Source organism: Lysobacter sp. A289 (assembly GCF_054072675.1).
In genome coordinates this window covers 165,658-190,409 of sequence record NZ_JBSVRN010000002.1, presented here as the reverse complement: position 1 = coordinate 190,409, position 24,752 = coordinate 165,658, and the positions used below count along the sequence as shown (strand labels likewise).

General features: G+C 65.5%; 25 protein-coding genes. 8 read left to right on the top strand and 17 right to left on the bottom strand.

The window, feature by feature from the left end; genetic code table 11:
• Positions 1 to 53: 53 nt before the first annotated feature.
• From atpG to ACW5DN_RS12925, 10 genes are all read right to left on the bottom strand, one after another.
• Positions 54 to 917 (bottom strand): F0F1 ATP synthase subunit gamma, encoded by an 864-nt coding sequence (gene atpG, locus ACW5DN_RS12970; protein WP_456963229.1) that lies wholly within the window; start codon positions 915 to 917, stop codon positions 54 to 56.
• Positions 918 to 930: 13 nt separating this feature from the next.
• Positions 931 to 2,478 (bottom strand): F0F1 ATP synthase subunit alpha, encoded by a 1,548-nt coding sequence (gene atpA, locus ACW5DN_RS12965; protein WP_456963228.1) that lies wholly within the window; start codon positions 2,476 to 2,478, stop codon positions 931 to 933.
• Positions 2,479 to 2,547: 69 nt separating this feature from the next.
• Positions 2,548 to 3,075, bottom strand: a complete 528-nt coding sequence (locus ACW5DN_RS12960) for a F0F1 ATP synthase subunit delta (RefSeq protein WP_456963227.1) — start codon at positions 3,073 to 3,075, stop codon at positions 2,548 to 2,550.
• A gap of 43 nt (positions 3,076 to 3,118) precedes the next feature.
• Positions 3,119 to 3,589, bottom strand: a complete 471-nt coding sequence (locus tag ACW5DN_RS12955; RefSeq protein ID WP_456963226.1) for a F0F1 ATP synthase subunit B — start codon at positions 3,587 to 3,589, stop codon at positions 3,119 to 3,121.
• An 85-nt stretch (positions 3,590 to 3,674) separates the two neighbouring features.
• Positions 3,675 to 3,944, bottom strand: coding sequence for a F0F1 ATP synthase subunit C (gene atpE / locus ACW5DN_RS12950; protein WP_456963225.1), 270 nt, complete (start codon positions 3,942 to 3,944; stop codon positions 3,675 to 3,677).
• A gap of 96 nt (positions 3,945 to 4,040) precedes the next feature.
• Complete coding sequence (atpB, locus tag ACW5DN_RS12945) at positions 4,041 to 4,871, bottom strand: F0F1 ATP synthase subunit A (protein WP_456963224.1); 831 nt, start codon at positions 4,869 to 4,871, stop codon at positions 4,041 to 4,043.
• Complete coding sequence (locus ACW5DN_RS12940) at positions 4,864 to 5,238, bottom strand: hypothetical protein (RefSeq protein WP_456963223.1); 375 nt, start codon at positions 5,236 to 5,238, stop codon at positions 4,864 to 4,866. The genes atpB and ACW5DN_RS12940 overlap by 8 nt, the downstream gene beginning before the upstream one ends.
• A 428-nt stretch (positions 5,239 to 5,666) precedes the next feature.
• On the bottom strand, positions 5,667 to 7,559 hold the full coding sequence (gene lpdA, locus ACW5DN_RS12935) for a dihydrolipoyl dehydrogenase (RefSeq protein WP_456963222.1): 1,893 nt from the start codon (positions 7,557 to 7,559) through the stop codon (positions 5,667 to 5,669).
• A 12-nt stretch (positions 7,560 to 7,571) separates the two neighbouring features.
• Positions 7,572 to 8,705: a mechanosensitive ion channel family protein gene (locus ACW5DN_RS12930; RefSeq protein WP_456963221.1), complete on the bottom strand. Its 1,134-nt coding sequence runs from the start codon at positions 8,703 to 8,705 to the stop codon at positions 7,572 to 7,574.
• 43 nt (positions 8,706 to 8,748) lie between these two features.
• A complete protein-coding gene (locus ACW5DN_RS12925) occupies positions 8,749 to 10,179 on the bottom strand; it encodes a dihydrolipoyllysine-residue acetyltransferase (protein ID WP_456963220.1) in 1,431 nt (476 codons plus the stop codon).
• Between the two features lie 334 nt (positions 10,180 to 10,513).
• On the opposite strand from ACW5DN_RS12925, the gene ACW5DN_RS12920 reads away from it, so the two are divergent.
• Both ACW5DN_RS12920 and ACW5DN_RS12915 read left to right on the top strand, forming a co-directional pair.
• Positions 10,514 to 11,197, top strand: coding sequence for an OmpW/AlkL family protein (locus ACW5DN_RS12920; protein ID WP_456963219.1), 684 nt, complete (start codon positions 10,514 to 10,516; stop codon positions 11,195 to 11,197).
• A 183-nt stretch (positions 11,198 to 11,380) separates the two neighbouring features.
• On the top strand, positions 11,381 to 11,578 hold the full coding sequence (locus tag ACW5DN_RS12915) for a hypothetical protein (RefSeq protein WP_456963218.1): 198 nt from the start codon (positions 11,381 to 11,383) through the stop codon (positions 11,576 to 11,578).
• A gap of 522 nt (positions 11,579 to 12,100) precedes the next feature.
• Here ACW5DN_RS12915 and ACW5DN_RS12910 read toward each other — a convergent pair.
• Positions 12,101 to 12,982 carry a DMT family transporter gene (locus tag ACW5DN_RS12910; protein WP_456963217.1) on the bottom strand — a complete coding sequence of 294 codons (882 nt, stop codon included), beginning with the start codon at positions 12,980 to 12,982 and terminating at the stop codon, positions 12,101 to 12,103.
• Positions 12,983 to 13,093: 111 nt separating this feature from the next.
• On the opposite strand from ACW5DN_RS12910, the gene ACW5DN_RS12905 reads away from it, so the two are divergent.
• Together ACW5DN_RS12905 and ACW5DN_RS12900 are read left to right on the top strand one after the other, a co-directional pair.
• On the top strand, positions 13,094 to 13,576 hold the full coding sequence (locus ACW5DN_RS12905) for a YajQ family cyclic di-GMP-binding protein (protein WP_456963216.1): 483 nt from the start codon (positions 13,094 to 13,096) through the stop codon (positions 13,574 to 13,576).
• Positions 13,577 to 13,659: 83 nt separating this feature from the next.
• Positions 13,660 to 14,199: a DUF1415 domain-containing protein gene (locus tag ACW5DN_RS12900; protein ID WP_456963215.1), complete on the top strand. Its 540-nt coding sequence runs from the start codon at positions 13,660 to 13,662 to the stop codon at positions 14,197 to 14,199.
• A gap of 768 nt (positions 14,200 to 14,967) precedes the next feature.
• On the opposite strand, the gene ACW5DN_RS12895 is transcribed toward ACW5DN_RS12900, so the two are convergent.
• Complete coding sequence (locus ACW5DN_RS12895; protein WP_456963214.1) at positions 14,968 to 15,675, bottom strand: pseudouridine synthase; 708 nt, start codon at positions 15,673 to 15,675, stop codon at positions 14,968 to 14,970.
• Positions 15,672 to 16,790, bottom strand: a complete 1,119-nt coding sequence (locus tag ACW5DN_RS12890) for a class I SAM-dependent methyltransferase (protein WP_456963213.1) — start codon at positions 16,788 to 16,790, stop codon at positions 15,672 to 15,674. Before ACW5DN_RS12890 ends, ACW5DN_RS12895 begins: the two co-directional genes overlap by 4 nt.
• A 180-nt stretch (positions 16,791 to 16,970) precedes the next feature.
• Here ACW5DN_RS12890 and ACW5DN_RS12885 point away from each other — a divergent pair, with 180 nt between their 5' ends.
• Positions 16,971 to 17,228: a hypothetical protein gene (locus tag ACW5DN_RS12885; RefSeq protein ID WP_456963212.1), complete on the top strand. Its 258-nt coding sequence runs from the start codon at positions 16,971 to 16,973 to the stop codon at positions 17,226 to 17,228.
• Positions 17,229 to 17,306: 78 nt separating this feature from the next.
• Here ACW5DN_RS12885 and ACW5DN_RS12880 read toward each other — a convergent pair whose 3' ends face one another.
• Positions 17,307 to 19,916, bottom strand: coding sequence for an ABC transporter permease (locus ACW5DN_RS12880; protein ID WP_456963211.1), 2,610 nt, complete (start codon positions 19,914 to 19,916; stop codon positions 17,307 to 17,309).
• On the bottom strand, positions 19,913 to 20,653 hold the full coding sequence (locus ACW5DN_RS12875; RefSeq protein ID WP_456963210.1) for an ABC transporter ATP-binding protein: 741 nt from the start codon (positions 20,651 to 20,653) through the stop codon (positions 19,913 to 19,915). The genes ACW5DN_RS12880 and ACW5DN_RS12875 overlap by 4 nt, the downstream gene beginning before the upstream one ends.
• Positions 20,654 to 20,818: 165 nt before the next feature.
• Here ACW5DN_RS12875 and ACW5DN_RS12870 point away from each other — a divergent pair, with 165 nt between their 5' ends.
• The 3 genes from ACW5DN_RS12870 to ACW5DN_RS12860 all read left to right on the top strand — a co-directional run bounded on the left by ACW5DN_RS12870 (position 20,819) and on the right by ACW5DN_RS12860 (position 22,835).
• Entirely contained in the window at positions 20,819 to 21,442 is a 624-nt protein-coding gene (locus ACW5DN_RS12870) for an arylesterase (RefSeq protein WP_456963209.1), read from the top strand.
• 134 nt (positions 21,443 to 21,576) lie between these two features.
• Positions 21,577 to 22,119 (top strand): RNA polymerase sigma factor, encoded by a 543-nt coding sequence (locus tag ACW5DN_RS12865; protein WP_456963208.1) that lies wholly within the window; start codon positions 21,577 to 21,579, stop codon positions 22,117 to 22,119.
• Positions 22,116 to 22,835 (top strand): serine/threonine protein kinase, encoded by a 720-nt coding sequence (locus ACW5DN_RS12860; protein ID WP_456963207.1) that lies wholly within the window; start codon positions 22,116 to 22,118, stop codon positions 22,833 to 22,835. Before ACW5DN_RS12865 ends, ACW5DN_RS12860 begins: the two co-directional genes overlap by 4 nt.
• A 112-nt stretch (positions 22,836 to 22,947) precedes the next feature.
• Here ACW5DN_RS12860 and ACW5DN_RS12855 read toward each other — a convergent pair whose 3' ends face one another.
• Together ACW5DN_RS12855 and ACW5DN_RS12850 are read right to left on the bottom strand one after the other, a co-directional pair.
• Positions 22,948 to 23,727: a M23 family metallopeptidase gene (locus tag ACW5DN_RS12855; RefSeq protein ID WP_456963206.1), complete on the bottom strand. Its 780-nt coding sequence runs from the start codon at positions 23,725 to 23,727 to the stop codon at positions 22,948 to 22,950.
• A 40-nt stretch (positions 23,728 to 23,767) separates the two neighbouring features.
• The gene (locus ACW5DN_RS12850; protein WP_456963415.1) at positions 23,768 to 24,703 is read right to left on the bottom strand and encodes a L,D-transpeptidase family protein; all 936 of its coding nucleotides are present in this window, start codon (positions 24,701 to 24,703) and stop codon (positions 23,768 to 23,770) included.
• Between the last annotated feature and the right edge of the window lie 49 nt (positions 24,704 to 24,752).

The window sequence follows — 24,752 nt, the reverse complement described above, 5'->3', positions numbered from 1 at the left end:
CGGATCGCAGGTCGCGGCCGCGGGATGTTGGATTGGAACCGTTGTGATGCCGGTCAGACCGCTGCCGCACCACTGACGATTTCGGAAATTTCCTGGGTGATCGCCGCCTGCCGCGCCTTGTTGTAGACCAGCTGCAACTCGTCGATCAGCTTGTTGGCGTTGTCGGACGCCGACTTCATCGCGACCATGCGAGCAGCGTGCTCGGAGGCCACGTTTTCCAGCACCGCCTGGTACACCAGCGACTCGATGTAGCGGGTCAGCACGTGATCCAGCACGGTCTGCGCATCGGGCTCGTAGAGGTAGTCCCAATCGTGCCGGGACACCGGCGCGTCCGATGGCGGCAGCGGCAACAACTGCTCGAACGTCGCCTGCTGGGTCATGGTGTTGACGAAGTCGTTGTAGCAGACGAACACACGGTCGATGTTGCCGCCGCTGTACCCGTCCAGCACCACCTTGACCACGCCGATCAGCTGCTCCAGCTTGGGTTGGTCGCCCAGGTGGGTGACCGTGGCCAGCATGTTGACCTTGACCCGGCGGAAAAACACCGAAGCCTTCTGGCCGATGGTGACCACGTCGACCTCGACGCCCTGCTGCTGCCAGTTGCGGATCTCGCCCAGCAGCTTGCGGAACAGGTTGTTGTTGAGCCCACCGGCCAGTCCGCGGTCGGACGACACGATGATGTAACCGACGCGCTTGGGATCCGCGCGCTCGGTCATGTACGGATGCTGGTAATCGGAGTTGGCCTGGGCCAGGTGCCCGATCACCTGCTTCATCACCCGCGCATACGGCCGCGATACCTTCATCCGCTCCTGCGCCTTGCGGATCTTGGAAGCCGAGACCATCTCGAGCGCGCGCGTCACCTTGCGGGTGTTCTGCACGCTCTTGATCTTGGTTTTGATTTCACGTCCGCCTGCCATCGTCTTGTCCGCCTTACCAGGTGCCGGTTTTCTTGAACTCTTCGATGCCCTTCTTGAAGGCCGCCTCGATCTCGTCGTTCCACGCGCCGCTGGCGTTGATCTTGCCGATCAGCTCGCCCTGGGTATTGGCAAAGTGCGCGTGCAGGCCTTCCTCGAACGCCAACAGCTTGTTCACCGCGACGTCGTCCAGGTAACCCTCGTTGACCGAGTAGATCGACAATGCCTGGTTGGCGATCGACATCGGCAGGTACTGCTTCTGCTTCATCAGCTCGGTCACGCGCTGGCCGCGCTCAAGCTGCTTGCGGGTCGCCTCGTCCAGATCGGAAGCGAACTGCGCAAACGCCGCCAGCTCGCGGTACTGGGCAAGCGCGATGCGGATGCCGCCCGAGAGCTTCTTGATGATCTTGGTCTGCGCCGAGCCACCCACGCGCGACACCGAGATGCCGGCGTTCACGGCTGGACGGATACCGGCGTTGAACAGGTCGGTTTCCAGGAAGATCTGGCCATCTGTAATTGAGATGACGTTCGTCGGCACGAACGCGGACACGTCACCGGCCTGGGTCTCGATGATCGGCAGCGCGGTCAGCGACCCGGTCTTGCCCTTCACTTCGCCGTTGGTGAACTTCTCCACGTACTCCTCGGACACGCGCGCGGCGCGCTCCAGCAGGCGGGAGTGCAGGTAGAACACGTCACCCGGATACGCTTCGCGGCCCGGCGGGCGCTTCAGCAGCAGCGAGATCTGGCGGTACGCCACGGCCTGCTTGGACAGGTCGTCGTACACGATCAGCGCGTCTTCGCCGCGGTCCATGAAGTACTCACCCATGGTGCAGCCCGAGTAGGCGCTGATGTACTGCATCGCCGCCGACTCGGACGCGGTCGCGGCGACCACGATGGTGTGGTCCATCGCGCCCTGCTCTTCCAGCTTGCGCACGACGTTGGCGACCGAGCTGGCCTTCTGGCCGATCGCGACGTACACGCATTTGATGCCGGTGCCCTTCTGGTTGATGATCGCGTCGATCGCCATCGCGGTCTTGCCGGTCTGGCGGTCGCCGATGACCAGCTCGCGTTGGCCGCGGCCGATCGGGATCATCGAGTCGACCGACTTGTAGCCGGTCTGCACCGGCTGGTCGACCGACTTGCGCCAGATCACGCCTGGGGCGACGCGCTCCACCGGCGCGGTCAGCTTGGCGTCGACCGGACCCTTGCCGTCGATCGGATCGCCCAGCGCATTGACCACCCGGCCCAGCAGCTCGGTGCCGATTGGCACTTCAAGGATGCGGCCGGTGGTCTTGGCCACGTCGCCTTCGCGCAGGTTCTCGTAGCCGCCCAGCACCACGGCGCCGACCGAGTCGCGCTCCAGGTTCAGGGCCAGCGCGAAGATGTTGTTCGGCAACTCGATCATTTCGCCCTGCATCACGTCGGCCAGGCCGTGGATGCGCACGATGCCGTCGGCCACCGAGGTGACCGAGCCTTCGTTGCGCGACTCCGCGGACAGCTTGACCTTCTCGATGCGGGTCTTGATCAGTTCACTGATTTCGGACGGGTTGAGCGTGGTTTGCATGGGTGTTTCCCTTGTGCCCGGCGCGAGCGCCGGAAGTAAACGATGATTCGTGGATGCGACTGGGGTCGGTCAGTGGGCCAGGGCCGATTGCAGCCGCGACAGCTTGCCTTTCAGCGATCCGTCGATGACCACGTCGCCGGCGTCGATCACCGCGCCGCCAATCAGCGACTCGTCGATCGCGGTTTCCAGCTCGACCTCGCAGTCGAAACGTTTCTTGAGCGCGACCCGGATCGACTCCAGCTCGCCAGCCGGCATTTCGCTGGCCGAGGTGATCCGCGCCTTGACGAGGTTCTCCGACTGCGCGCGCAACTGCTCGAACAACCCGGAGATCTCGGCCAGCAGTGGCAAGCGGTCGTTGTCGGCAAGCAGCCCGATGAACTGCCGGAACTCCTCGTTCGCGCCGTCATCGGCCAGCAACGCGATCGCGTCGCCGGTCGACAAGCGTGGGTGCTTCAACAGTGCCTCTACCGTCGGGTCGGCGGCGACACGGGCGGCGAGCCCGAGCGCCTGCGACCAATCGGCGGCGTGGCCGTCATTGCTCGCCGCCGCGAAGGCGGCACGCGCATAAGGGCGGGCGAGGGTCATGTTCTGGCTCATCGCTTGTGGCCTCTGGTCAGTGGCTGGCTCAAAGCTGGCTGGCTCAAAGCTGCGCTGCGAGTTCGTCGAGCAACGCCTTGTGGGCATTGGCGTCGATTTCACGATGCAACAGCTTCTCGGCACCGCTGATCGCCAGCGACGAGACCTGTTTGCGCAAGTCTTCGCGGGCACGGTTCTGCGCCGCAAGGATCTCCGCGTCCGCCAGCGCTTTCTGGCGCGTGGCCTCGACCATCGCATCGGTCTTGGCCTGCTCGATGATCTGGTTGGCGCGATGGTGCGCCTGCTCGATCACCTCGTTGGCCTTGGTCCGGGCTTCGCGCATGGCAGCGTCGACGCTGTGCTGCGCTTCGGCCAGGTCGTGCTGGCTGCGCTCGGCAGCCGCAAGGCCTTCGGCGATTTTTTTCTGGCGTTCTTCGATCGCCCGGTTCAGGGGCGGCCAGATGAACTTCATGGTGAACCAGATGAGCAACGCGAACGAGAGCATCTGGCCCAGGAAGGTCATGTTGATATTCATGACAGCTCCGTAGGGACGCTGCGGGCATGAATGCCCGGGAGAACCGCCCGGAAACCCGGACGGCTCAATGAGTCAAAACCGTGGATCAGGCAGCACCAACCGCGCTCAGCAGCGGGTTGCCGAAGGCAAACAGCAAGCCAACCGCCAACGCGATGATGAACGGGGCGTCGATCAGGCCGGCCAACAGGATCATGCGGCCCTGCAGCATCGGTACCAGCTCGGGCTGGCGCGCGGCCGACTCGAGGAACTTGCCACCCATGAGCGCGATGCCGAGGCATGCGCCGATGGAGCCCAGGCCGACCATCATGCCGATCGCGATCGCGGTCATGCCCTGCAAATTGGCGATAAATTCCATGGTTTTCTCCTACTTGAATGTGTGATTTGAACTGGCGGAAGGATGAAGCAATGAGGAACTCGGGAAATCGGGAACTGAAAAACGGGGTTTACCGGATCAATGACTCTCGTAGGCGCTGGCGATATAGACGACCGAGAGAATCATGAAGATGAAGGCCTGCAGCAGCACGATCAGGACGTGGAACACCGCCCAGGCGAAGTTGAACAGTACGCCGGGCACGAACATCAGCAAGCTGCCGCCGAGCATGCCGGCGATCAGCATGAACACCAGTTCGCCACCGTACATGTTGCCGAACAGTCGCATGGCCAGTGATACCGGCTTGACCGCGTACTCGATGACGTTCATGCCCAGATTGACCGGCACCAGGATCGCCCGGGTGACCTTGCCCTCGGCGTGGAACGGCGAGGTCAGCAGTTCCTTGCCGAAACCGAAGCCGCCCTTGGCCTTGATCGAGTGGTAGAAAATCAGGAAGAACACGACCAGCGAAATACCCACGGTGGTGTTCAGGTCGGCGGTCGGCACCCAGCGGAAGAAGGTGTGGCTGGCCACTTCGGCACCGGCAACCACCTGGATGGCCATGCCGGGGGTATCCAGCGGCAGCAGATCCATCGCGTTCATCAACACGACCCACATGAAGATGGTCAGCGCCAATGGCGTCAGCGAGCTGCGATCACCGTGGAAGTTGTCTTTGACCTGGTTGTCGACGAACTCCAGGATCAGTTCGACGAAAGCTTGCCCCTTGGTGGGCACGCCGGACGTCGCCTTGCGTGCGAAATAGCCGAACCACGCAATGAATATCAGCCCCAGCACCAACGACACGGCCCACGTGTCGATGTTGAAGCTGCCGCCTACCAACTCGATCGTGTTCTGCTCGAGATGGTGCTGGATGTATTCGTTCAGGCCGCCAGAGCCGGTCTGTTCACTCACGAAGGACACCTTTCCGTTTCAGGATTTGGGCCGGCACGAAGGCCAGCGTCGCCGCTACTACGCCGGCCAACATCGGCAGCGGCGGTAACTTCAACCCGGCCAAGCCGAGCGTGAATACTGCAAACACCACCACCCACTTCAACAACACGCCTGCCAGCAAACGGCCCATGACCGCGCCAGCCGGTTGAACCCCGCCGCCCAGCGCAACCAGTGCCGCCACCACGCTGCCAGCGACAACTGCACCACCACCGACAAGGGCGCCGAGCGCCGATGGCGCACCCTGCATCAGGAAAATCAGCGCAACCAACACCGTCACGCCAGCCTGGAAGGCGATGACGCGCGATGCCAGTCGGCGACCTGCGAACATTGGATCGTGCACGCTTGCCTGTCGTCCGGGAGTGGGTAGAAGATCGCCCGATGAAGCCGCCGAATTATAGAGGGCGCGGATGCTTGCGGCAACTGCCGGTAGCCACCGTTACGTAAACGTCCCTGAACGGGGCTTGCCGAGAGCAATTGAACGCCGGTTCAAATACGAGCAACACCGTCGCCTGCCACTTCCACGAGAAGGCCTGGACGCCCATCCAGCAACGCAGGCAGGGCGTCATGCCGCGACTGGGCGAAATCAGCTGCCGCTGCCGCGGAACCTTTCCGCAGGACGCCGGTCAATAGTGGGGCACGTCCCCGTCGTCTCTCTCTCCTCGTCAAGGCAAAAAAGTAGCGACGGGCTCGAAGCCCCGGCCTGATCCGCCGGGGCTTCTCTTTTTAACCCGGTTGGGCCGGCAAACGCCGGTCCGCTCAGCCCTTCTTCGGCGCGCCCTTCTTCGGTATGTACAGATCGGTGATGGTGCCGTCGAATACCTCGCTCGCCATTGCGACCGACTCCGACAGGGTCGGATGCGGATGGATGGTGTGGCCGATGTCGCCGACTTCACAGCCCATCTCGATCGCCAGCGCGATCTCGGCGATCAGCTCACCCGCATGCACCCCGACGATGCCGCCGCCGACCACACGCTGGGTTGCCTCATCGAACAGCAACTTGGTGAAGCCCTCGGTACGACCGATCCCGATCGCACGCCCGGATGCCGCCCACGGGAACTTGCCAACGCCGATCTTCAGGTTCTTGGCCTTGGCCTCGGTTTCGGTCAGGCCGACCCAGGCGATCTCCGGGTCGGTATACGCCACCGATGGGATCACCCGCGCCACCCATTCCTTCTTTTCGCCCGCGGCCACTTCCGCGGCCAGCTTGGCCTCGTGGGTGGCCTTGTGGGCGAGCATCGGGTTGCCGATCAGGTCACCGATGGCAAAAATGTGCGACGCGCTGCTGCGCATCTGGCGGTCGACGGGAATGAACCCTCGATCGGTCACCTCGACCCCGGCCTTCTGCGCATCGAGCTTGCCGCCGTTGGGCGCGCGACCGACGGCGACCAGCACCCGGTCGTAGAGACTGGGATCGGGCACGCTGCCACCTTCGGCCGCCGGCTCGAAGCTGACCTTCAGGCCCTTCTTCTGCGCCTCGACCTTGGCCGCCTTGGTCTTCAGATGGATCTGTACGCCCTGCTTCTTCAGCCGGTCGGCCAGTGGCTTGACCAGGTCCTTGTCGGTGCCAGGCATCAACTGGTCCATGAACTCGACCACGGTGACTTCGCTGCCCAGCGCGCGATACACCGTTGCCATTTCCAGGCCGATGATGCCGCCACCCACCACCAGCAGCTGTTTCGGGATATCGGCCAACTCCAGCGCGTCGGTTGAATCCATCACGCGCGGGTCGTCCCACGGGAATCCCGGCAGCTTCACCGCCTGGCTGCCGGCGGCAATGATGCACTGTTTGAAACTCACCAGCTGCAGCTTCCCATCCTCGCCCTGGATCTCCAGCTCGTTGGCGGAAATGAACGTGCCGACGCCCGTGATCACGCGCACCTTTCGCTGCTTGGCCATGCCGGCCAAACCCTTGGTCAGCTGGCCGACGACGTTCTGCTTGTAGTCGCGCAACTTGTCCAGAGCGATCTTCGGCTTGCCAAAGTCAATCCCGAAATCACCCGCATGCGCGGCCTCGTCGACCACTGCAGCGGCGTGGAGCAAGGCCTTGGACGGGATGCAGCCCACGTTGAGGCAGACGCCGCCCAGTTGCGCGTACCGCTCGACCAGCACGGTATCCAGGCCCAGGTCAGCGGCCCGGAACGCGGCTGTGTAGCCGCCCGGCCCGGCACCAAGCACCAGCATTGCGCACTCGACATCGGCTTTACGGCCAGACGCCGGCGCGGCCGTCGGCGCAGTCGGTGACGCCTTTGGAGCGCCCTCACCCGCCACGCTGCGCGCGTCGACCTCTCCCGCAGGCGGGAGAGGTGATTTGTCGGCGGTGTCGGCGGCCACCGCTTTCGCATCCTTCGGTGGTGCGTCTGCCTTGGCATCTTCGCCCTTGCCGTTGCTCGCGGCCTCACTCCCACCTTCGGCTTGGGTTTCAATCACCGCGATCACAGCGCCGTCGGCCACGGTATCGTCGACCTTGACCCGCAGCTCCTTGACCACCCCGGCCACGCTGGATGGCACCTCCATGGTGGCCTTCTCAGACTCCAGCGTGACCAGGCCCTGATCGACGACCACCGTGTCGCCGACAGCGACCAGCACCTCGATTACCGGCACGCCATCGTAATCACCGATGTCGGGAACCTTCACTTCAATCTGTGCCATGGCTGTGTCTCCTTATTGGCCGCGCGATGGGTCGGGCGCAGCGGGATGTTGATGGGATTCGGGGGAGGGTGCGGCATAGTCCCGCGCGTCGTTGTTTCCCAGCGTCTCGCGTTCGGCCGCGCTCAGCTCGCTTGCCGCTGGGGCCTGGGTGTCCGGGCTCGATATCGGCTGCCCCCGCAGCAGCGCAATCGCGTCCTCACCAGTGAGTCCGAACACGCTACGCAGGTTGAGGTCGCGCTGTGGCAACGGGATCTCGATGCCATGTTTCTTGAACGACGTATCCAGCTCCCACAGGTACGCGGCCTTGATCGCGGCGTTGCGCTTGGTCGCCTCCTCGGTCAACCACACTGCCAGCAGGTATTCGACCGCGCCATCGCCAAAATCGGCCAGCCAGACCTGTGGCCGGTGGCGGCCCTCCGTCGCCAGGGTGAACGGCACCTTGGCGGCGGCTTCCAGAGCGGCCTTCTTGACCAGTTCCTTGTCGACCCCGTAGGCGACCTTGAACGGCACGCGCATGCGGCGCAGGGCGTCGCGGTGGGTCCAGTTGACCACCCGCCCGGTCATGAACTCGGCGTTCGGCACCATGATGTCGATGTTGTCGTTGGTGATAATGCGGGTCGCGCGCATGTTGATGTCGCGCACGGTGCCGCGCACGTCGGCATCGAGCTCGATGAAATCGCCGACCTTCAGCGACTGGTCGAACAGCAGCACCAGCCCGCCGATGAAGTTGGCGAAGATCTCGCGCAGCCCGAACCCCAGGCCGATACCGAGCGCGCCGGCAAACACCGCGAACTCGCCGACTGGCACACCGGCTAGTTGCAGCGCCAGCATTACCCCGATCAGCAACAGCAGGTAGTGGGCGACCCGCGCGACCGTGTACAGCGCAGCGTGGTTGACGTTCTGGCGCTGCTTGCCGTAACGAACCAGCGTGCGTCGCAACAGCATCGACACCAGCAGCGCACCCAAGACCGCCAGCACCGCCGCGACCAAGCCGCCAACGGTCAGCTGGAAGCTCGACAGGCTGATCAGCTGATACTCCAAAATGGGTTGCAGGCCCAGCCAGCCCTCCCGCGTGGCCGCATCAACCGAGTCGACCACGCGGCCACCGGCGTGCTCGATCCGCTCCGCGGGCGTGCTGGCTTGCACGGCCTGGCTCAGCCAGCCTCGTGCACGGATCGCCCGGGCCCGGTCACAGCAGCATCCGGCGCATGTCGGCGAGGATCTTCGCCATATAGCTGGTGAAGCGTGCGGCGGCAGCGCCGTCGATCACGCGGTGGTCGTAGCTCAGCGACAGCGGCAGGGTCAGGCGGGGGACGAATTCCTTGCCGTTCCAGACCGGTTTCATGTCCGAGCGCGAGACACCGAGGATCGCCACTTCCGGGGCGTTGACGATCGGGGTGAATGCAGTGCCGCCGATGCCTCCCAACGAGCTGATGGTGAAGCAGCCGCCGCTCATCTGGGCCGGACCGAGCTTGCCATCGCGCGCCTTGGCGGCGAGCTCGCCGGTCTCGGCGGCGATCTGCATCACGCCCTTGGTGTCGCAGTCGCGCACCACCGGTACCACCAGTCCGTTGGGGGTGTCGGCGGCAAAGCCAATGTTGAAGTACTGCTTCAACACCAGGTTCTCGCCGCTGGCGTCAAGCGAGGCGTTGAAGTCCGGGAACTTCTTCAATGCACTGACGCTGGCCTTCATCAGGAACGCGAGCATGGTCAGCTTGGTCGCGTTGCCCTTGGCGATGGCTTTTTCGTTTTCCTTGTTGAGGCTGACGCGCAGCGCTTCCAGCTCGGTGATGTCGGCATCGTCGAACTGGGTGACGTGCGGGATCATCGCCCAGTTGCGCGACAGGTTCGCGCCGGACAGCTTCTGGATGCGGGTCAGCGCACGGGTTTCGGTCGCCCCGAACTTGCTGAAGTCCACCTTCGGCCACGGCAGCAGATCCAGGCCACCACCACCCGCCGCCACACCAGCGGCACGGTCTCCCTGCATCGCGCCCTTGACGAACTGCTGCACGTCCTGCTTGCCGATCCGCCCGCCACGCTGGCTACCGGTCACCTGCATCAGGTCGACGCCCAGCTCGCGCGCAAACAGGCGCACCGCCGGGCTCGCGTACGCGACTTTGTCGGGCAGCAACTCATCAGCATCAAACACCACCGGCGGAGAGCGCGGCGTCGTGGCCTGTCCCGCCGTTTCGGTGTCGCGCGCGTCGGCGATCTCGCGTTGCGCCAGCTTGTTGGGCGTGCCCACTTCGGTGGGCGGGACGCTGGTCGCCGTCTCCGCCGCCTTGGTGCGCTGTTCCGGTGCGGCAGGCTCGGCACGGGGCGGCTCGCTGCTGGCGGCGGTTTGATCGGGTTCTTTGGCGCTGTCGGCAGCTGGTTCGGCAACCGGTTCGATCAGCGCCACCACGGCCCCTTCGGTGACTTCATCGTCCAGCTTGACCTTCAGCTCACGGATGATCCCGGCAAAGGGAGACGGCACTTCCATCGTCGCCTTGTCCGACTCCAGCGTGACCAGACCCTGGTCGACTTCCACCGTATCGCCGACGGCAACCAGCACCTCGATCACCGGCACGCCGTCGTAACCACCGATATCGGGGACCCGTGCTTCCTTCAACTCAGCCATGTTCGGCTCCGCCATGCGCGAAAGCCTTATTGTGGCTGTTGCGGGCCGTACGCGCCAATGTTTGGCCCGCCGCACGCGACACCTCACCGCACTCCCCAAGCCACTCCGACGCCCGGGCCGAACGGCTGCTGCGCAGACGCCAGCACGCGCTGCAGCGGCGGTTCAGGCCAAAAAAACGTCGCTGTCCCAATGGGTTGCAGCACGATTCCATGAAAGTTCCCCTGCTCCGACGCGGCAAGCCAAGTGATGTTCATTCCCGGCTGGCTAGGGTGGCGCGGCCTGGCCAGACAAACGGCCGGGCTCCCCCACAAGTCACAAGAACTTGGAGAACCACATGATTCGTTTTCGCCATTTGAGCATCGCCCTGTTGGGCACCATGGCCGTCGCTCCAGCCGTCGCTTTCGCGCAGGACGTGGACCAGCAAACTGTCCAGGACAGTTACGCCACCCAGACCACCAATACCGACGCGAAGCCTTGGGCGATCGTGGGCGGTTTCGCGCTGAGCGAGCCGACCAGCAACCCGACCATCGCCGGCGAGCGCACCACGCTCGACGGCGGCACGGCAGCCACCCTCAGCGCCAGCTACTACGTCACCGACAACATCGCGGTTGAAGCCTGGGGCGCGGCGGACAAGTTCGACCACCGCGTACGCAGCGCCAACGGCGGCAAGCTCGGCAGCGTGGAATCACAGCCCTATGCGGTCAGCGGCCAGTACCACTTCGGTACCAGCGAGCAGTTGGTGCGCCCGTTCGTCGGCCTGGGCTATTACGAGGCCAATTACGACGGTGAAACCGCCGAGCCGACCGGCGCCCTGGCGGGCCAGCGCATCGGCGTGGAAACCGCCAAGGGCGCCATGGCGACTGCCGGTGTCGACGTCAAGTTGAGCCCCAGCTGGTTTGCCCGTGCCGACGTGCGCTACCTGCACGGCGATTCGGACGTGATGCTCGATGGCCAGAAGGTCGGCAATGCCGAGTTGAACCCGGTCGTAGCGGGGCTTGGCCTGGGCGTGCGCTTCTAAATAGTCGGTCAGCCGACACTCTGCGTCTCCGGTCGCGGCCCTACCAGGCCGTGACCGGATTGGCGTGCTGCAGCACTGATACGCCGTCTGCCAGCCAAGGTCGCACCGCATTCACGGCGCCTTACCGTCGGATCGCTACGGTAAGCCACAGGCGGTTCCATCCACACTCCGCCAGGAGCTCCCATGACCACCAAACTCGAAAAGCCCGTCCGCCGGGAGATCATCGTGGATGATCGCGCCTACACCCTGACCATCGACCCATTGGGTCTGAAGTTGGTCGAGAAGGGCCATCGCAAGGGCCAGGAGCTGCTCTGGACGGATCTCGTCAATGGCGATGCCGCCATTGCCGCCGCGTTGCAGGGAAGCCTCGCCGGCAACTGAGCCATCGTTCGATGTGGCTGTTTGCAATGCGCTTTTACGTTGACATGACAAGGCCGGACTGAATTGTCGCGGCACGGAGAAAGCCGTGCAGAACCCACTCCCTATCGCGTCCCCTCAACCCCGTTCGTCCCTGGCTTGCTGCCAAGCCGGCATTGGATCGATGGCAGCGTTAACCTTTTCGCTGCTGGCCATATCCATGGCGATTGGTTGCAAACCGGCACCGGCACCGCACCCGGGCACGTCGGCAGCGACGCCCAGCCGCCCGGTTCCCACGCTTGGTCCCGACGATGCCGTGCCTCGAGGGCCCAGGAACGCGAGCGCGAACTCCGCCCCGCCCGGCTCCAGCCAACCCGAGCTATCGGCCGAGGTCTCGGCCAGCAACCCGACCGATCTCTTACCGCTGACGGGTACCAAGGCGGCACCCTCCGCGGCGCAACCGAAGCCCGACGAGCCGTGACCTGACTGGCGTAACAACCACCTCCGCGGTCCCCATGCAGTCTCGTGGCGCATTGTTAATGCGCCCTACGGATGCTCGGCTTCAGCGTGCACGCGCTCGCGGCGCAGCATGTACAGACCGCTGGCGACGATGATGCCCGCGCCCAACCAGGTCACCGCGTCAGGCAGCACGCCCCAGATGCTCACGTCGAGCAGCACGCCCCAGACCAGCGCGGTGTATTCCAGCGGCGCCAGCAACGACGCTGAGCCGGTTCGGAAGGCCTCGGTGATCGCGTACTGACCAATCGCGCCGGCCATTCCGACCCCCAGGATCACCCAGCCATCCTCCAGCCGCAGCGGCACCCAGTCCGGCCATGCCAATGCGCCGGCGCCCAGCGCCAGCATCACCAACAGCCAGACGATCATCGAAGCGCTTGAATCGGTCCGCGCCAGCACCCGCACGGTGATCGCGCTGACCGCATAGCCGGTGGCCGCCAACAGCACCGCCAATGCCGCCCAGCTGAGCATGCCCTCGCCGCTGGGGCGCAGCAGCACCAGCATACCCACCAGACCGATCGCGATCGCGGTCCAGCGGCGTGGGCCGACGTGCTCGCCCAGTATCGGCACCGACAAGGCCGTGATCAGCAGCGGCGCGACGAAGAAGATCGAGTACGCGGTGGTCAGCGGCAGGCTGCGCAAGGCGAACGCGAACGACGCCATCATCGTGATCCCGATTGCGCCGCGCAGCAGGTGCAGCGACCAGCGCACCCGCAGCAGCGGCGCCAACCCGGTAGTCGCCAATACCCAGACCAGGATGAACGGCAGCGAGGATGCACCGCGCAACGAGGCCACCTGCATTGCCGGATAGATCCCGGCCAGCTGCTTCAACCCCGCATCCATCAGCGCGAACGCGGCGACGGCCACCAGCATCATCAACGGCGCCGGCAGGCGGGGCGGCAAGGCGGTCATGGGGGACGTTCATCGGCGGCGGGCCGCCAGCATAACCGGCCCGGGGCCGTCGCCCGGCAAGTTTTCCAACCCTGCGCTACCCTTCCTCATCATCCATCCACGGAGCCCGCCATGCCCTCCTTCGACATCATTTCCGAAGTCGACAGCCACGAACTCACCAACGCCGTCGACCAGGCCAGCCGCGAGCTCACCACGCGCTTCGACTTCAAGGGCGTGGATGCCAGTTTCAGCCTTGATGACGAGGTGGTCAGCCTCACCGCGCCCAGCGAGTTCCAGCTCCAGCAGATGGCCGACATCCTGCGTGCACGCCTGATCGCCCGCGGCATCGATGCGCGCTGCCTCGAGTTTGGGGATGTGGAGACCAACCTGGCCGCCGCGCGGCAGAAAATCACCGTCAAGCAGGGCATCGAGCGCGAGTTGGCGAAGAAGATCCAGACCACGCTGAAGGACGCCAAGCTCAAGGTCGACAGCCAGATCAACGGCGAGAAGCTGCGCGTCAACGGCAAGAAGCGCGACGACCTGCAGGCGGCGATGGCGCTGCTGAAGGGGACCGAGTTCGAACGCCCGCTGCAGTTCGACAACTTCCGCGACTGACGTGACCGGCGGCGTCGCCCTTGGCTGACCCCGCCCACAATTGACGCTGCCCGCCGCCAACCATGCCCGCCGACATCCCTGCGATGACTCACGAAGACCCGATCACCGCGACCCGCAACTGGCTGCAACGCGCGGTGATCGGTCTGAACCTGTGTCCGTTCGCCAAGGCGGTGCAGGTCAAGGACCAGATCCGTTACGTGCTCAGTGAGGCGGACACGCCCGATGCGTTGCTGGAGGAGTTGGCGGCGGAGCTGACCTGGCTCAACGATACCGATCCTGATGTGGTCGATACGACCCTGCTGATCCACCCGCAGGTGCTGACCGACTTCTACGACTACAACGACTTCCTCGACCAGGTCGACGTCGCCATCGACGCACTCGGTCTGGAAGGCGAGATCCAGGTCGCCAGCTTCCATCCCGATTACCAGTTCGCCGGCAGCGACTTCGACGATCCCGCGAACTGCACCAACCGTTCCCCTTACCCGATGTTGCACCTGTTGCGCGAAGCCAGCGTGGAGCGCGCGGTGGACGCATTCCCGGATCCGGACGCGATTGTCGAACGCAATATCGCGACGCTGGAAAAGCTGGGCACCGACGGCTACCGGCGGCTGCTGGAGGCTTAGGATCTCGTCATGTGCGGGCTAAAAAGCTCGCTTCGGAGAGAGCGCCGCCCTGGATGGGTATTGCTCCTCGGCTCGGTCGGCCATCCATGGCCGACTCGCCGCCGCGGACATCCATGTCCGCTCTACGCAACACCCATCCAAGACGCCGCATCGGCCAGTGATTGACGCGGGGGTTTGTCGTCATCCCCGCGAAGGCGGGGATCCAAGGACTTTAAGTGGGTTGATTGCAACGTTCCCGGGTTGCTCGCTTCGCTCGACCTGTGGGACCTGTCTGCGTGGTAGTGGCGATAAAAAGCGAATCGATCAGAGCTCTCTGAAAAAGTGGGCGCCGCTGGTGTGCCCACCCAAATGCTGACAGAGCCCGCCAGCCAGCACTTGCTCGTTCACCCAAGCCATCGCCCGATCAGAAGGGAGGCGGGACGTGGGGGTATTGCGGAAAGCAGGCCATGGGTGAGCGGGGCCCGTTTGCGCGGCATTGCCGCGCGGGCCACGTGAACGCCCGGCGCGCTGCGCCGGGCCGGACCGCGAAGCGGGCCTGCGGCCCCGAGTCAGGGCAGGACGCCCTGACCGAGGGGTGTAGCAATTGCCCCCGCGCCCCGCCTCCCGCACCGCGAAAGCAATCGAAGCCGCTCTTGGCTGTTGTTGCCAATCAAGTCGTTAAAAGCAAATGGCTCTGGATTCCCGCCTTCGCGGGAATGACGAGCAAAAGACGAGTTGCTTGAGATCTTTCCCGGCGCGGTGCTGACGCCTATCCGTACCGCATTGATATCAACCAGCAGCTCCAAACAACCGGTCCAGATCGTCCGCTCCCAGCACCCGCCACTCCCCCGCAGGCAGCCCGGCCAACTCCAGGCCGCCGACGCGGCTGCGGTGCAAGGCCTCAACGTGGTTGCCGACCGCAGCGAACATTCGCCGTACCTGGTGGTAACGGCCTTCGGTCAACGTCAGGTGTGCGGCTCGCGGGCCGGTCACTTCCAGAAGCGCGGGCGCGAGCGCGGTGGTTTCCGATTCCAGCAGCAACTCGCCGCTGGCGAACACCGTGGCCTCATCGCCACGCAGGTCCTCGGCCAAGGTCGCATCGTAGACCTTGCCGAGCCTGGCCTTGGGCGAGACGATCCGATGCAGCAACTGGCCGTCATCGGTCATCAGCAGCAAGCCACTGGTGTCACGGTCCAACCGGCCTACCGACGACAACGATGGCGCCCGCAGGCGGAAGCGCGGCGGCAGCAGGTCGTAGATGACCCGGCCGCGATCCTTGGTCGAGCAGGTGTAGCCGACCGGCTTGTGCAGCATCAGCGCCAGACCGGCAGGCGGATCGAGCGGCTCATCATCAACCCGGATCGTGTCCCGCTCGACCTTGTCGTCGGCGTACAGCACCTCGCCGGCCGCATCGGTAATGCGTCCCTCGCGGAACATCAACGAAACCTGCTTGCGGCTGCCGTAGCCCAGGTTCGCGATCAGCTTGACCAGCTTCACAGGGACTGCCTGCGCAACTCGCCGCGATTGAATGGCTTCGGCTTCGATTCGGGCTTGACTGGCAGTGCCTTGACCGCCTCGATGATCTTGAAGCCGTCGTTCTGGGCCACCGTGCGCACGCTGCCGAAGCTGTCGGTCAGCACTGATTCGTATGGCAGGTGACGGTTGGCAACCAACCACAGCCGGCCTCCGGGTTTGAGCGCCTCGGCCGCGACGGCGATGAAACGACGACCGATGTCCGGCCGGTCGGCCCGGCCCTGGGTGTGGAACGGTGGATTGCTCACGATCACGTCGTACTGCTTCGGCAGGCCGGCGGTGACGTCGTGCCAATGGAAGCCAAGGGCCGCTGTCGTTTCTACTGCGGTGAGGTTGGTGCGGGCCAAGTCCAGCGCGCGCCCCTCGGCCTCATACAGGTCGATTGCGGTGATCCCCGGGCAACGTACAAGCAACTCGGCCGACAGGTAGCCGAACCCCGCGCCCAGATCGGCGGCAACACCGGTCAGGTTGGCCGGCAACTGCTCAGCGAGCAAGGCCGAGGCCGGGTCGATGCGATCCCACGCGAACACACCCGGCCGACTGGTGAAGCGGTCGCCGGCGATCCGGCGTGGTGCATCCAGGCCCTGCCATTGCGCCAACAGCGTGGTGTCGAGCGACGCGGCGCTATCGTCCACGTGCAACGGCGCGGTCCAGAACACCCGGCACTTGTTCTTGATCAGGTTGCCCAGCGCGCCGGCCAGCTTGCCCAGGTCGTCCTGGGCGGAGCGCGCACCCTCGTTGTTGCTGGCGCAGGCGACCACCCGCCCACCGGGGGCGACATGCTGGACCGCGCGCGCGTACAGCGCACGTGCCTCGTCTCGCTGGCGGGGTGGCAGTACCAGCACCAATGGGTAACGCGTGTCATCGTCGGGCTCGACCAGTGCCAGACCCGCGTGCTGCAGTGCGTCGGCGTCGGGCTTGAAGCTCTGTTCGCAGACCAGGCCGGGCAACGGCCGCTGATGCAAGGGCTGGCCATCACGGGCGCGCAGGAATAAGACGCCACCGCTGTCCGGCCACGACAACAGACCTTGCACGAACGGCAACAACAGGGTTTCCAGTGCGGGATCGTCGGCAGCCACGTCGCTTATTCACTACTTGGGGAAGGCGCGCAGTCTAGCGCGGCCCAAGCATTCACGATCCTCCCAGCCAGGCAATGGTGTCGCCACACCCCCATTTTTCCCCACGGCAACGGATAGTTCATTGCCACGCAACACCCGTTCAGCCACTCTGGAGCCTGGATCCAAACCGGAGCAGCACGCATGCGCGCACTTTTCGTTGGCGGCACCATCGATAACAGCGAGTTGGACATCGACGGCGAGCCGCCGATCCATTACCCGGAAAACACCGGTGCCGGCCGGCCACGCTACCGCCTGCATCAGATCGGAAAGCGCGATGGCGCCGTGGCTTATGCGGTCTATGCCGCGCCCGAGATGGCCGCCGATGAAGTGAAGCGCATCATCGACGAGCGCGACTACGCAAGGCGCTTTTCCGCCACCGAGCAGATATCGCCGCAGTAGCCTCGGCGACCACCCCGGAAAGTCACTTCCACCGAGCCCGGCCAGCGAGGCCGGGATCGGGACAGGCCGACACCAATATCACCCTTGCAGCTCGCGCAAGGTCACCGAAGGCGGTGCGTCCAGCACCTTGCGGGTGGCAAACATGCCGGCCGCCAGCGCCGTCAGCATGCCCAACAGGGCGCCCACGGCCGCCATGCCCCAGTTGGCCTGCCACGGCAGGTCAAACACCTGCACGGCGATCACGCCGGCCAGTACCGAGGCGGCCACCGCAGCCACCACGCCTGCCAACAAGCCGATCGCGGCGAACTCGGACGCCTGCGCCAGCCGCAACTGACGCCGGCTGCCGCCCAGCACCCGCATCACCCCGCCTTCGAGCAAGCGCTCGTCCTGGCTGGCACTGACCGCGGCCATCAATACCAGCAGGCCCGCCAGCACCGAGAACCAGAACACCACCTCGACCACGGTCGAGACCTGATCGGCGATGTCCCTCACCTGGGCCAATACCGCATCGATATCGATCACGCTCAGGTTGGGGAACCGGGCAACCAGCTCCGCGGTAAAGCGCGGGTGCGCCGGCGATACGCTGACCGCGGTGATGTGGCTGGCGGGAAACCCGTCCAGCGCGCCGGGCGAGGCGATCACGAAGAAATTGGGCCGGAAACTCTCCCAGTCGACCTCGCGAAAGCTGGTGATGGTGGCGCCCAGACGCTGGCCGGCAATGTCAAAGGCCACCTGGTCGCCGATCTGCCAACCCAGTGATTCGGCATAACCCTGCTCCACCGACAACTCCGGCGCGGCAGTAGGCGTGGCGTCCCAGAAGCTGCCGGCGACGACGCGGTTGTCATCGCGCAACGTGGCGGCGGTAGACAGGTTGAACTCGCGATCAGCGCGGCGGCGTGAGCGCCCGCGGTCACCGTCAGCGGCTTCGCTGGTGTCGAGGCCTGCATCGTCGCTCGACTTGTCGGCAAGGTAATCCTCCCCGGAGACCGGTTCGCCGTTGTGCGTAAGCAGTCGCCCGCGAACCATCGGGTACAGCGTCGGTGCGGCAAGGCCCTGGTCGGTGATGAATGCACGCACCGGATCGACCTGGTTGTCCTGCACGTTGATGATGAAGCGGTTGGGCGCCTCGGCGGCCAGTTGCAGTTGCCAGCGGTCGAGCAAGTCGGTGCGCACGAAGGTCAGCAGCAACAGCGCCATCAACCCGAGCCCGAGCGAAGCGATCTGGGCGATGCTGGTGGCGGGGCGACGACTGACGTTGGCCAGGCCATAGCGAAAGCTCCCGCGCAAGCGCGAACGCAGCCGCCGCAGCAGCACGATCAGCCCCCAGGCCAACATCGCCAGCACCGCGAAGGTGACCACGATGCCGACCAGCATCGCGGTGCCGAGTACGGCCGAACCGGCTTTCCACCACAGCAGCGCGCCCAGGCCGATCAACCCGGCCAATGCCACCAGCCAGGCGCTGGGCTCGGTCGGGTCGAGGTCGCGACGCAACACCCGCAGCGCCGGCACCCGGCGCAAGGCGAGCACCGGCGGCGCGCCGAACGCGAGCAGCACCACCAGACCGACCCCGTAACCCTGCAACGCCGGCAGCCAGCTGGCGGGCGGAATGGTCATGCCGAGCACCGGCGCCAGCCACAAGCCGACCCCCCATTGAAGTGCGAATGCCACGGCAACGCCGATGGTACTGGCGAGCAGCCCGAGCAGCACCAGTTCGCCGATGTGGACGCCGGCCAAGACGCTCTGGCTGGCACCGAGGCAGCGCATCACCGCGGTGCCCGACAAGTGCCGTTCACTGTGTTGACGTGCGGCCATCGCCACCGCAACGGCAGCCAACACCACCGATACCAGCGCCGCCAGGCCGAAGAAACGGCCGGCGCGATCCAGCGCCGAGCGGATCTCCGGTCGCGCATCGCCGGCAGTTTCGAGTCGCTGGCCGCGGGCCAGCGCCGGCTTGGCTTCGCGCACGAAGCGCTCGACCTCGCCCGCCTCGCCGGCCACCACCAGGCGGTAGCCGATCCGGCTGCCTTCCTGCACCAACCCAGTCGCTGCCAGGTCACCAAGGTTGAGGAACACCTTGGGCGCAACGTTGAAATAATCCAGTGCCGCGTCGGGCTCGGCGACTACCAGTGCCGACAGGGTCAGTTGCAGTTCGCCGAGGCTGACCCGGTCGCCAATACCTGCGTCGAGGATGTTGGCGCCGGCGCGACTCAGCCAGACCGTGCCACGCGCGGGCACCGCCGCCGCATCCCGCTCGATGCCATCGGCAGCGACGATGCGGAACGTCCCGCGCAACGGAAAACCGTCGCCGAGCGCACGCAAGTCACCCAGCCGCAGCCGCGCATCATTGCCGTCGCCGACACCGATCATGGTGTTGAGCTCGACCGTGTAGGTGCGCTGCAGTCCGGCCGCCGCCTGTTCGATTGCCGCACCGATCGGCGCATCCCCACGCACCACGGCGTCACCACCGAGCATGCGGTTGGCTTCGATCGCCATGGCCCGGTCCGCGCGATCGGTGATGAAACCGACCGCGGTCACCGCCAGTACCGCCAGCACCAGCGCGGCCAGCAGGATGCGCACATTCCCCGACCTGAGGTCACGGCGCATCTGTCGCCAGGCCATCGCCAGCAGCTTGACCGGCCCCAGGCCAGGGCGGACATTGATTGAGGCGCCGTTGCGAACCCGGCTCACGCGACGACGCGCTCGTCGGCGACCAACTCGCCGCCGTCCAGCCGCAGCCGGCGGCTGCAACGTGCAGCCAGGTGGTCGTCGTGGGTGACCAGCACCAGGGTGGTGCCGGCCTCGGCGTTGAGCGCGAACAGCAGGTCGATGATCGACTGCCCGGTGTGGCTGTCGAGGTTGCCGGTCGGTTCGTCGGCAAACAGCAACGAGGGCTCGGTCACGAACGCGCGCGCCAGCGCAACGCGCTGCTGCTCGCCGCCCGACAGTTGTCGGGGGTAGTGGCCCAGCCGCTCACCCAGGCCGACCTTGCGCAAGATGGTCTGCGCCGGCACTTCGACCTCGGCATCGCCGCGCAACTCCAGCGGCAGCATCACGTTCTCCAATGCCGTCAGGGAGGGCAGCAGCTGGAAGTTCTGGAACACGAAACCGACCTTCTCGCCCCGCACCCTTGCCCGTCCATCCTCATCCAGCGTCGACAGCGACTCGCCGTCGAGGGTGACGCTGCCGCTGCTGGGGATGTCGAGGCCCGCCATCAACGACAGTAGAGTGCTCTTGCCGGAGCCCGACGCGCCGACAATGGCGACCGTGTCGCCTTGGCCGATGGTAAAGCCGATGCCATCCAGGATGGTCAGCGGCCCGGAGGGCAATTGCACCCGCTTGCCGAGCCCGATAACGTCGAGCGCGGCGGGTACGGAAGTGGCTGGTATTGATACGGTGGCAAGCTGGGAAACGCGGTGATCGGCCATGATGGATCCTGTGGCGGCGCCCTTGCCGCGCGCATGGCGGCAGCGACAGGAGACGGATGGATGAATGGTTTGGCGAGCAACGTGACGTGCCACCCGACGCACAGATATGCGGCATGGTGGGGTTCGATTCAATGTGCCATCGGTTTGACCTCGGTGCTGCTGGCCGTGCTTTTCCTCGCAAATGTCGCCCCCGCCCATGCCAGCCCGGCCGCTCCGGCCGCCGCCAATGAACCTGGAGACGCCCGTACGGTGCTGGTAATGGGCGACTCACTGTCGGCCGCTCATGGCCTGTCCACCGCCCAGGGCTGGGTCGCCCTGACCGCCGAACGCATCGCCGAGCGCAAGCCCGGCTGGCGGGTCGTCAACGCCAGCATCAGTGGCGAAACCAGCGCTGGTGGCGCGGCACGTATCGTCGGTGCGCTGGTACGCCATCGCCCCGAGATCGTCATTATCGCGCTGGGTGCCAATGATGGCCTGCGCGGGCTGCCGACCAACCTCACCGCGGCAAACCTCGCCCGCATGATCGGTGCCGCCCACGGCGCCGGCGCGAAAGTGCTGCTGATCGGCATGCAGATGCCGCCAAACCTGGGCGCCACCTATACCAAGGCATTCGAGCAGAACTACCGCACCCTGGCCGAGCGCTTCGATGTCGCCCTGCTGCCGTTCCTGCTGGAGCCAATTGCACTTGATCGCGACGCCTACCAGGCCGACAACCTGCACCCGGTGGCCGCCGCACAGCCGAAGCTGCGCGACCACGTGTGGACCAAGCTCGCGCCGTTGCTCGACTAGCGTCGCGATGTGACCGTCCCCTTGTAGGAGACCGTTCAGTCGGCTGGAAGAACCCCGCACGTAGTTATCGTCGGCGATCCGGCTCGTGGGCATCCACGGTGTGATATTTATCGCGTCGACGCGAATCACCTTGCATGGACACCGCAACGGATCCGCCCGTCATAGCCACCGAAATCGCATCCACACAAGAACGATTTGCCGCGCTGCTCGACCAGCACCGCGGGATCGTGCTGAAGGTCGCCCACGGCTATTGCCGCGACCCGGAAGACCGCCGCGACCTGGTGCAGGACATCAGCGTCCAGACTTGGCGCGCGTTCTCCGCGTTCGACCCGGCGCGCAGCCGGTTCTCGACCTGGCTGTACCGGATTGCGCTGAACGTCGCGATCTCGCAGGTGCGCAGCACCCGCCTGCGTCAGCGTCACCATTCATCGCTCGATGACGACGCGATCGCCGCCCTGCCCGACCCCACGGCGCGCGACACGCACGAAGCCGATGCCGGCATCCGCGCGTTGTACGCAGTGATCGACCGGCTCGATCCACTCAATCGCGCGCTGATGCTGCTGTACCTGGACGAACGCAGCCAGCGCGAGATCGCCGAGATCCTCGGCATCAGCGAGAGCAATGTCGCGACCAAGATCGGTCGCCTCAAGCAGCGCATCCGCAACGATCTTGCGTGAATCCGACAACCCGGCGTGACGGCCACGGCCGCTATGCCCACTACGAGGAATCCTCCATGGAACTCGACGACTTCAAGCTGGCCTGGCAGACCCTCGACCAGCGCCTGCAGCAGCACAACGCTCTTGGCCTTCAACTGTTGCGGGAACGTGGCCTGGATCGGGCCCGCAAGCACCTGCGACCGCTCTGGTGGGGTCAGGTCGCACAGATGCTGTTTGGCCTGGCCTGCGTGCTGCTCGGGGCGACCTGCTGGAACCTTCAGACCGACCAGCCACCGTTGCTGGTGGCCGGCATCGTGGTACACGCCTACGGCATCGCGACGATGATTGCCGGCGGCGTCACCCTCGGCCTCATCGGAAAGATCGACTACGCCGCGCCGGTAGTCCGCATCCAGAAGCAGTTGGCGAAGCTGCGACGGTTCTACGTCGCCAGCGGGGCGGCGGTCGGACTGGCGTGGTGGGTGCTGTGGGTGCCGTTCCTGATGGTGCTCGCCGGACTGGATCGCAATGCCGAGGGACTGGCGTGGTTGCAGTCGTGGGTCTACATCAGCCTCGCGTTCGGCTTCGCCGGCTTGCTGGCAACGTGGTGGTTCCATCGCTGGTCGCGCCACCCCAGCCGACCGCGACTGACCAAGGCGATGGACGACAGCGTCACCGGCGGCAGCCTGCTGCGGGCACAGGCACGAATCGACGAGATCGAACGGTTCGAGCGGCAGTGATCCGTTGCTCTTGTCCCCCAAGGGGACTTGCTGCGCAGCGTAGGAGCGGCTTCAACCGCGATCGTGGAGTTGGCGCGGGCGACCGATCATCCGATCGCGGCTGAAGCCGCTCCTACATAGACGGTTGGAGGGACTGCTTGCCGGCGAGGATGGGATAGGGGTTGATCGCGGTGCCTTCCCACCAGCGTTTCTCGGGGCCGAGCACAAAGATCGCGAAGTGCAGGTGCGGGGCGTCCTCGCTGGCGTTGCCGGTGCTGCCAACGTAGCCGATCACCTCGCCCTGCTTCAGCACCTTGTCTTCCTCAAGCCCGGCCGCGTAGCGATCCAGGTGGGCGTAGTAGTAGGCATAGCGGCCACTGGGTTCGAACTGGTAGATCGTCAGCCCGCCCGGGACGCTGGTGAACAGTTTTTCGACCTTGCCGTCGGCCGCCGCCAGCACCGGGGTACCGCGCGGCGCCATGATGTCGATCGCCTCGTGTACCCGGCCCTGGCCGCGGGCGTCATCGAAAGTGTTGTCGAGTTGGGTCGGGTTGATGCCACGCACCGGCACGATCAGGTCGGCGCCGGTGGTGGCCTCCGTCGGTACCGATGCCGATGCCGATGGAGGTGCGGTGGAGAGCGGCGGCGACAACAGCGGCGTGTCAATTCGTACCGATGGCGGTACGACCGATTGCCGGGCGGGGTCGGGTTGCTGCGTGGGGTCGGCCGTGCGCGGTTGCATGGTCGTCGTCGATGACGCGGACGCGGGTGCGGGTGCGGGCTCGGCATGCTGGCTGCGTTCGCGCTCGAACATCACCGCTGCGTCCGTATCGGCGTCGTCCCAGGTCATCACGAAATACACGGCGTTGGCCCCAATCAGCAGCCCGGCGAGGAACACCAGCAGCGCTTTCATCGGCCACCCCTCGGTCCGGTGCTCGACCGCATCGTCGCGGTCATTCGCGCAACACCGCCTGCGTCCCCGGGGCCACCGCCTCGGCCAGCGAGCGAGCGCTCCAGTTGGTCATCCGGATGCAGCCGTGCGACTGGGTCTTGCCGATCGTCGATGGCACCGGGGTGCCGTGGATGCCGTAGTGCTCCTTCGACAGGTCTATCCAGACCACGCCGACCGGGTTGTTTGGGCCGGCGGCGATCTCGGCCTTCTGGTGGCTCGGGTCGGCATCCCAGAACAGGTCGGGGTTGTAGTGGAACGGAGGATCCTTGGCGACGCCCTTGATCGTCCACTCGCCGATCGGCAGCGGGTCGTGCGAGCTGCCCATCGTGGCCGGCCACTGCGCAAGCGTCTTGCCGGCGTCGTCGACCAGCATCACTACCGAGTCGGACTGGTCGACCACGACCTTGCCGCCTTCCGGCAACGCGGTCGTGGTGACATTCGGCACCAGCCAGGTGACGCCCGCTTCAACCGCAGCGCCCGGATTAAGCCGCTGCAGCAATGCCGGGCTGGCGTGGAACCGTTCGCCCAGCGCCTCAAGCGCGGAGCCGTAGCCGAGGTGGTCGAGTTTGGCCTTGGCTTCCATGTCGGTCGGGATGGCCACGAACGGCCCGGCGACGTCGGCCGCGGCCAGGGTGTAACGCACGACGGCGTCGACGGTGTCGGCATTGAGCGCGGCCCAGGTCTCGGTATCGATCGTGCCGGTCGGATCGAGCTCGCGGCTGCGCTGGAAGCCTTCGATCGCGCGGCGGGTGTTGGAACCGAAGCCGCCATCGATCTCGCCCGGCGAGAAGTGCGCGCGGTCGAGCAGGATCTGCGCACGCAACACTGCCGCGCTGGCGGCGTCGACGTCGGATCCCACGGGTGCCTGGAGGGTGGCGTCGTTGACACTGGCGGCATCCAGCCGATCGGTTTCGGTGGCCGACGTTGTCGATGCCATTGCCGGCGCCTTGTTGTCCTGCGTGTCCTGCGCGCTTGCGACCAGCGGA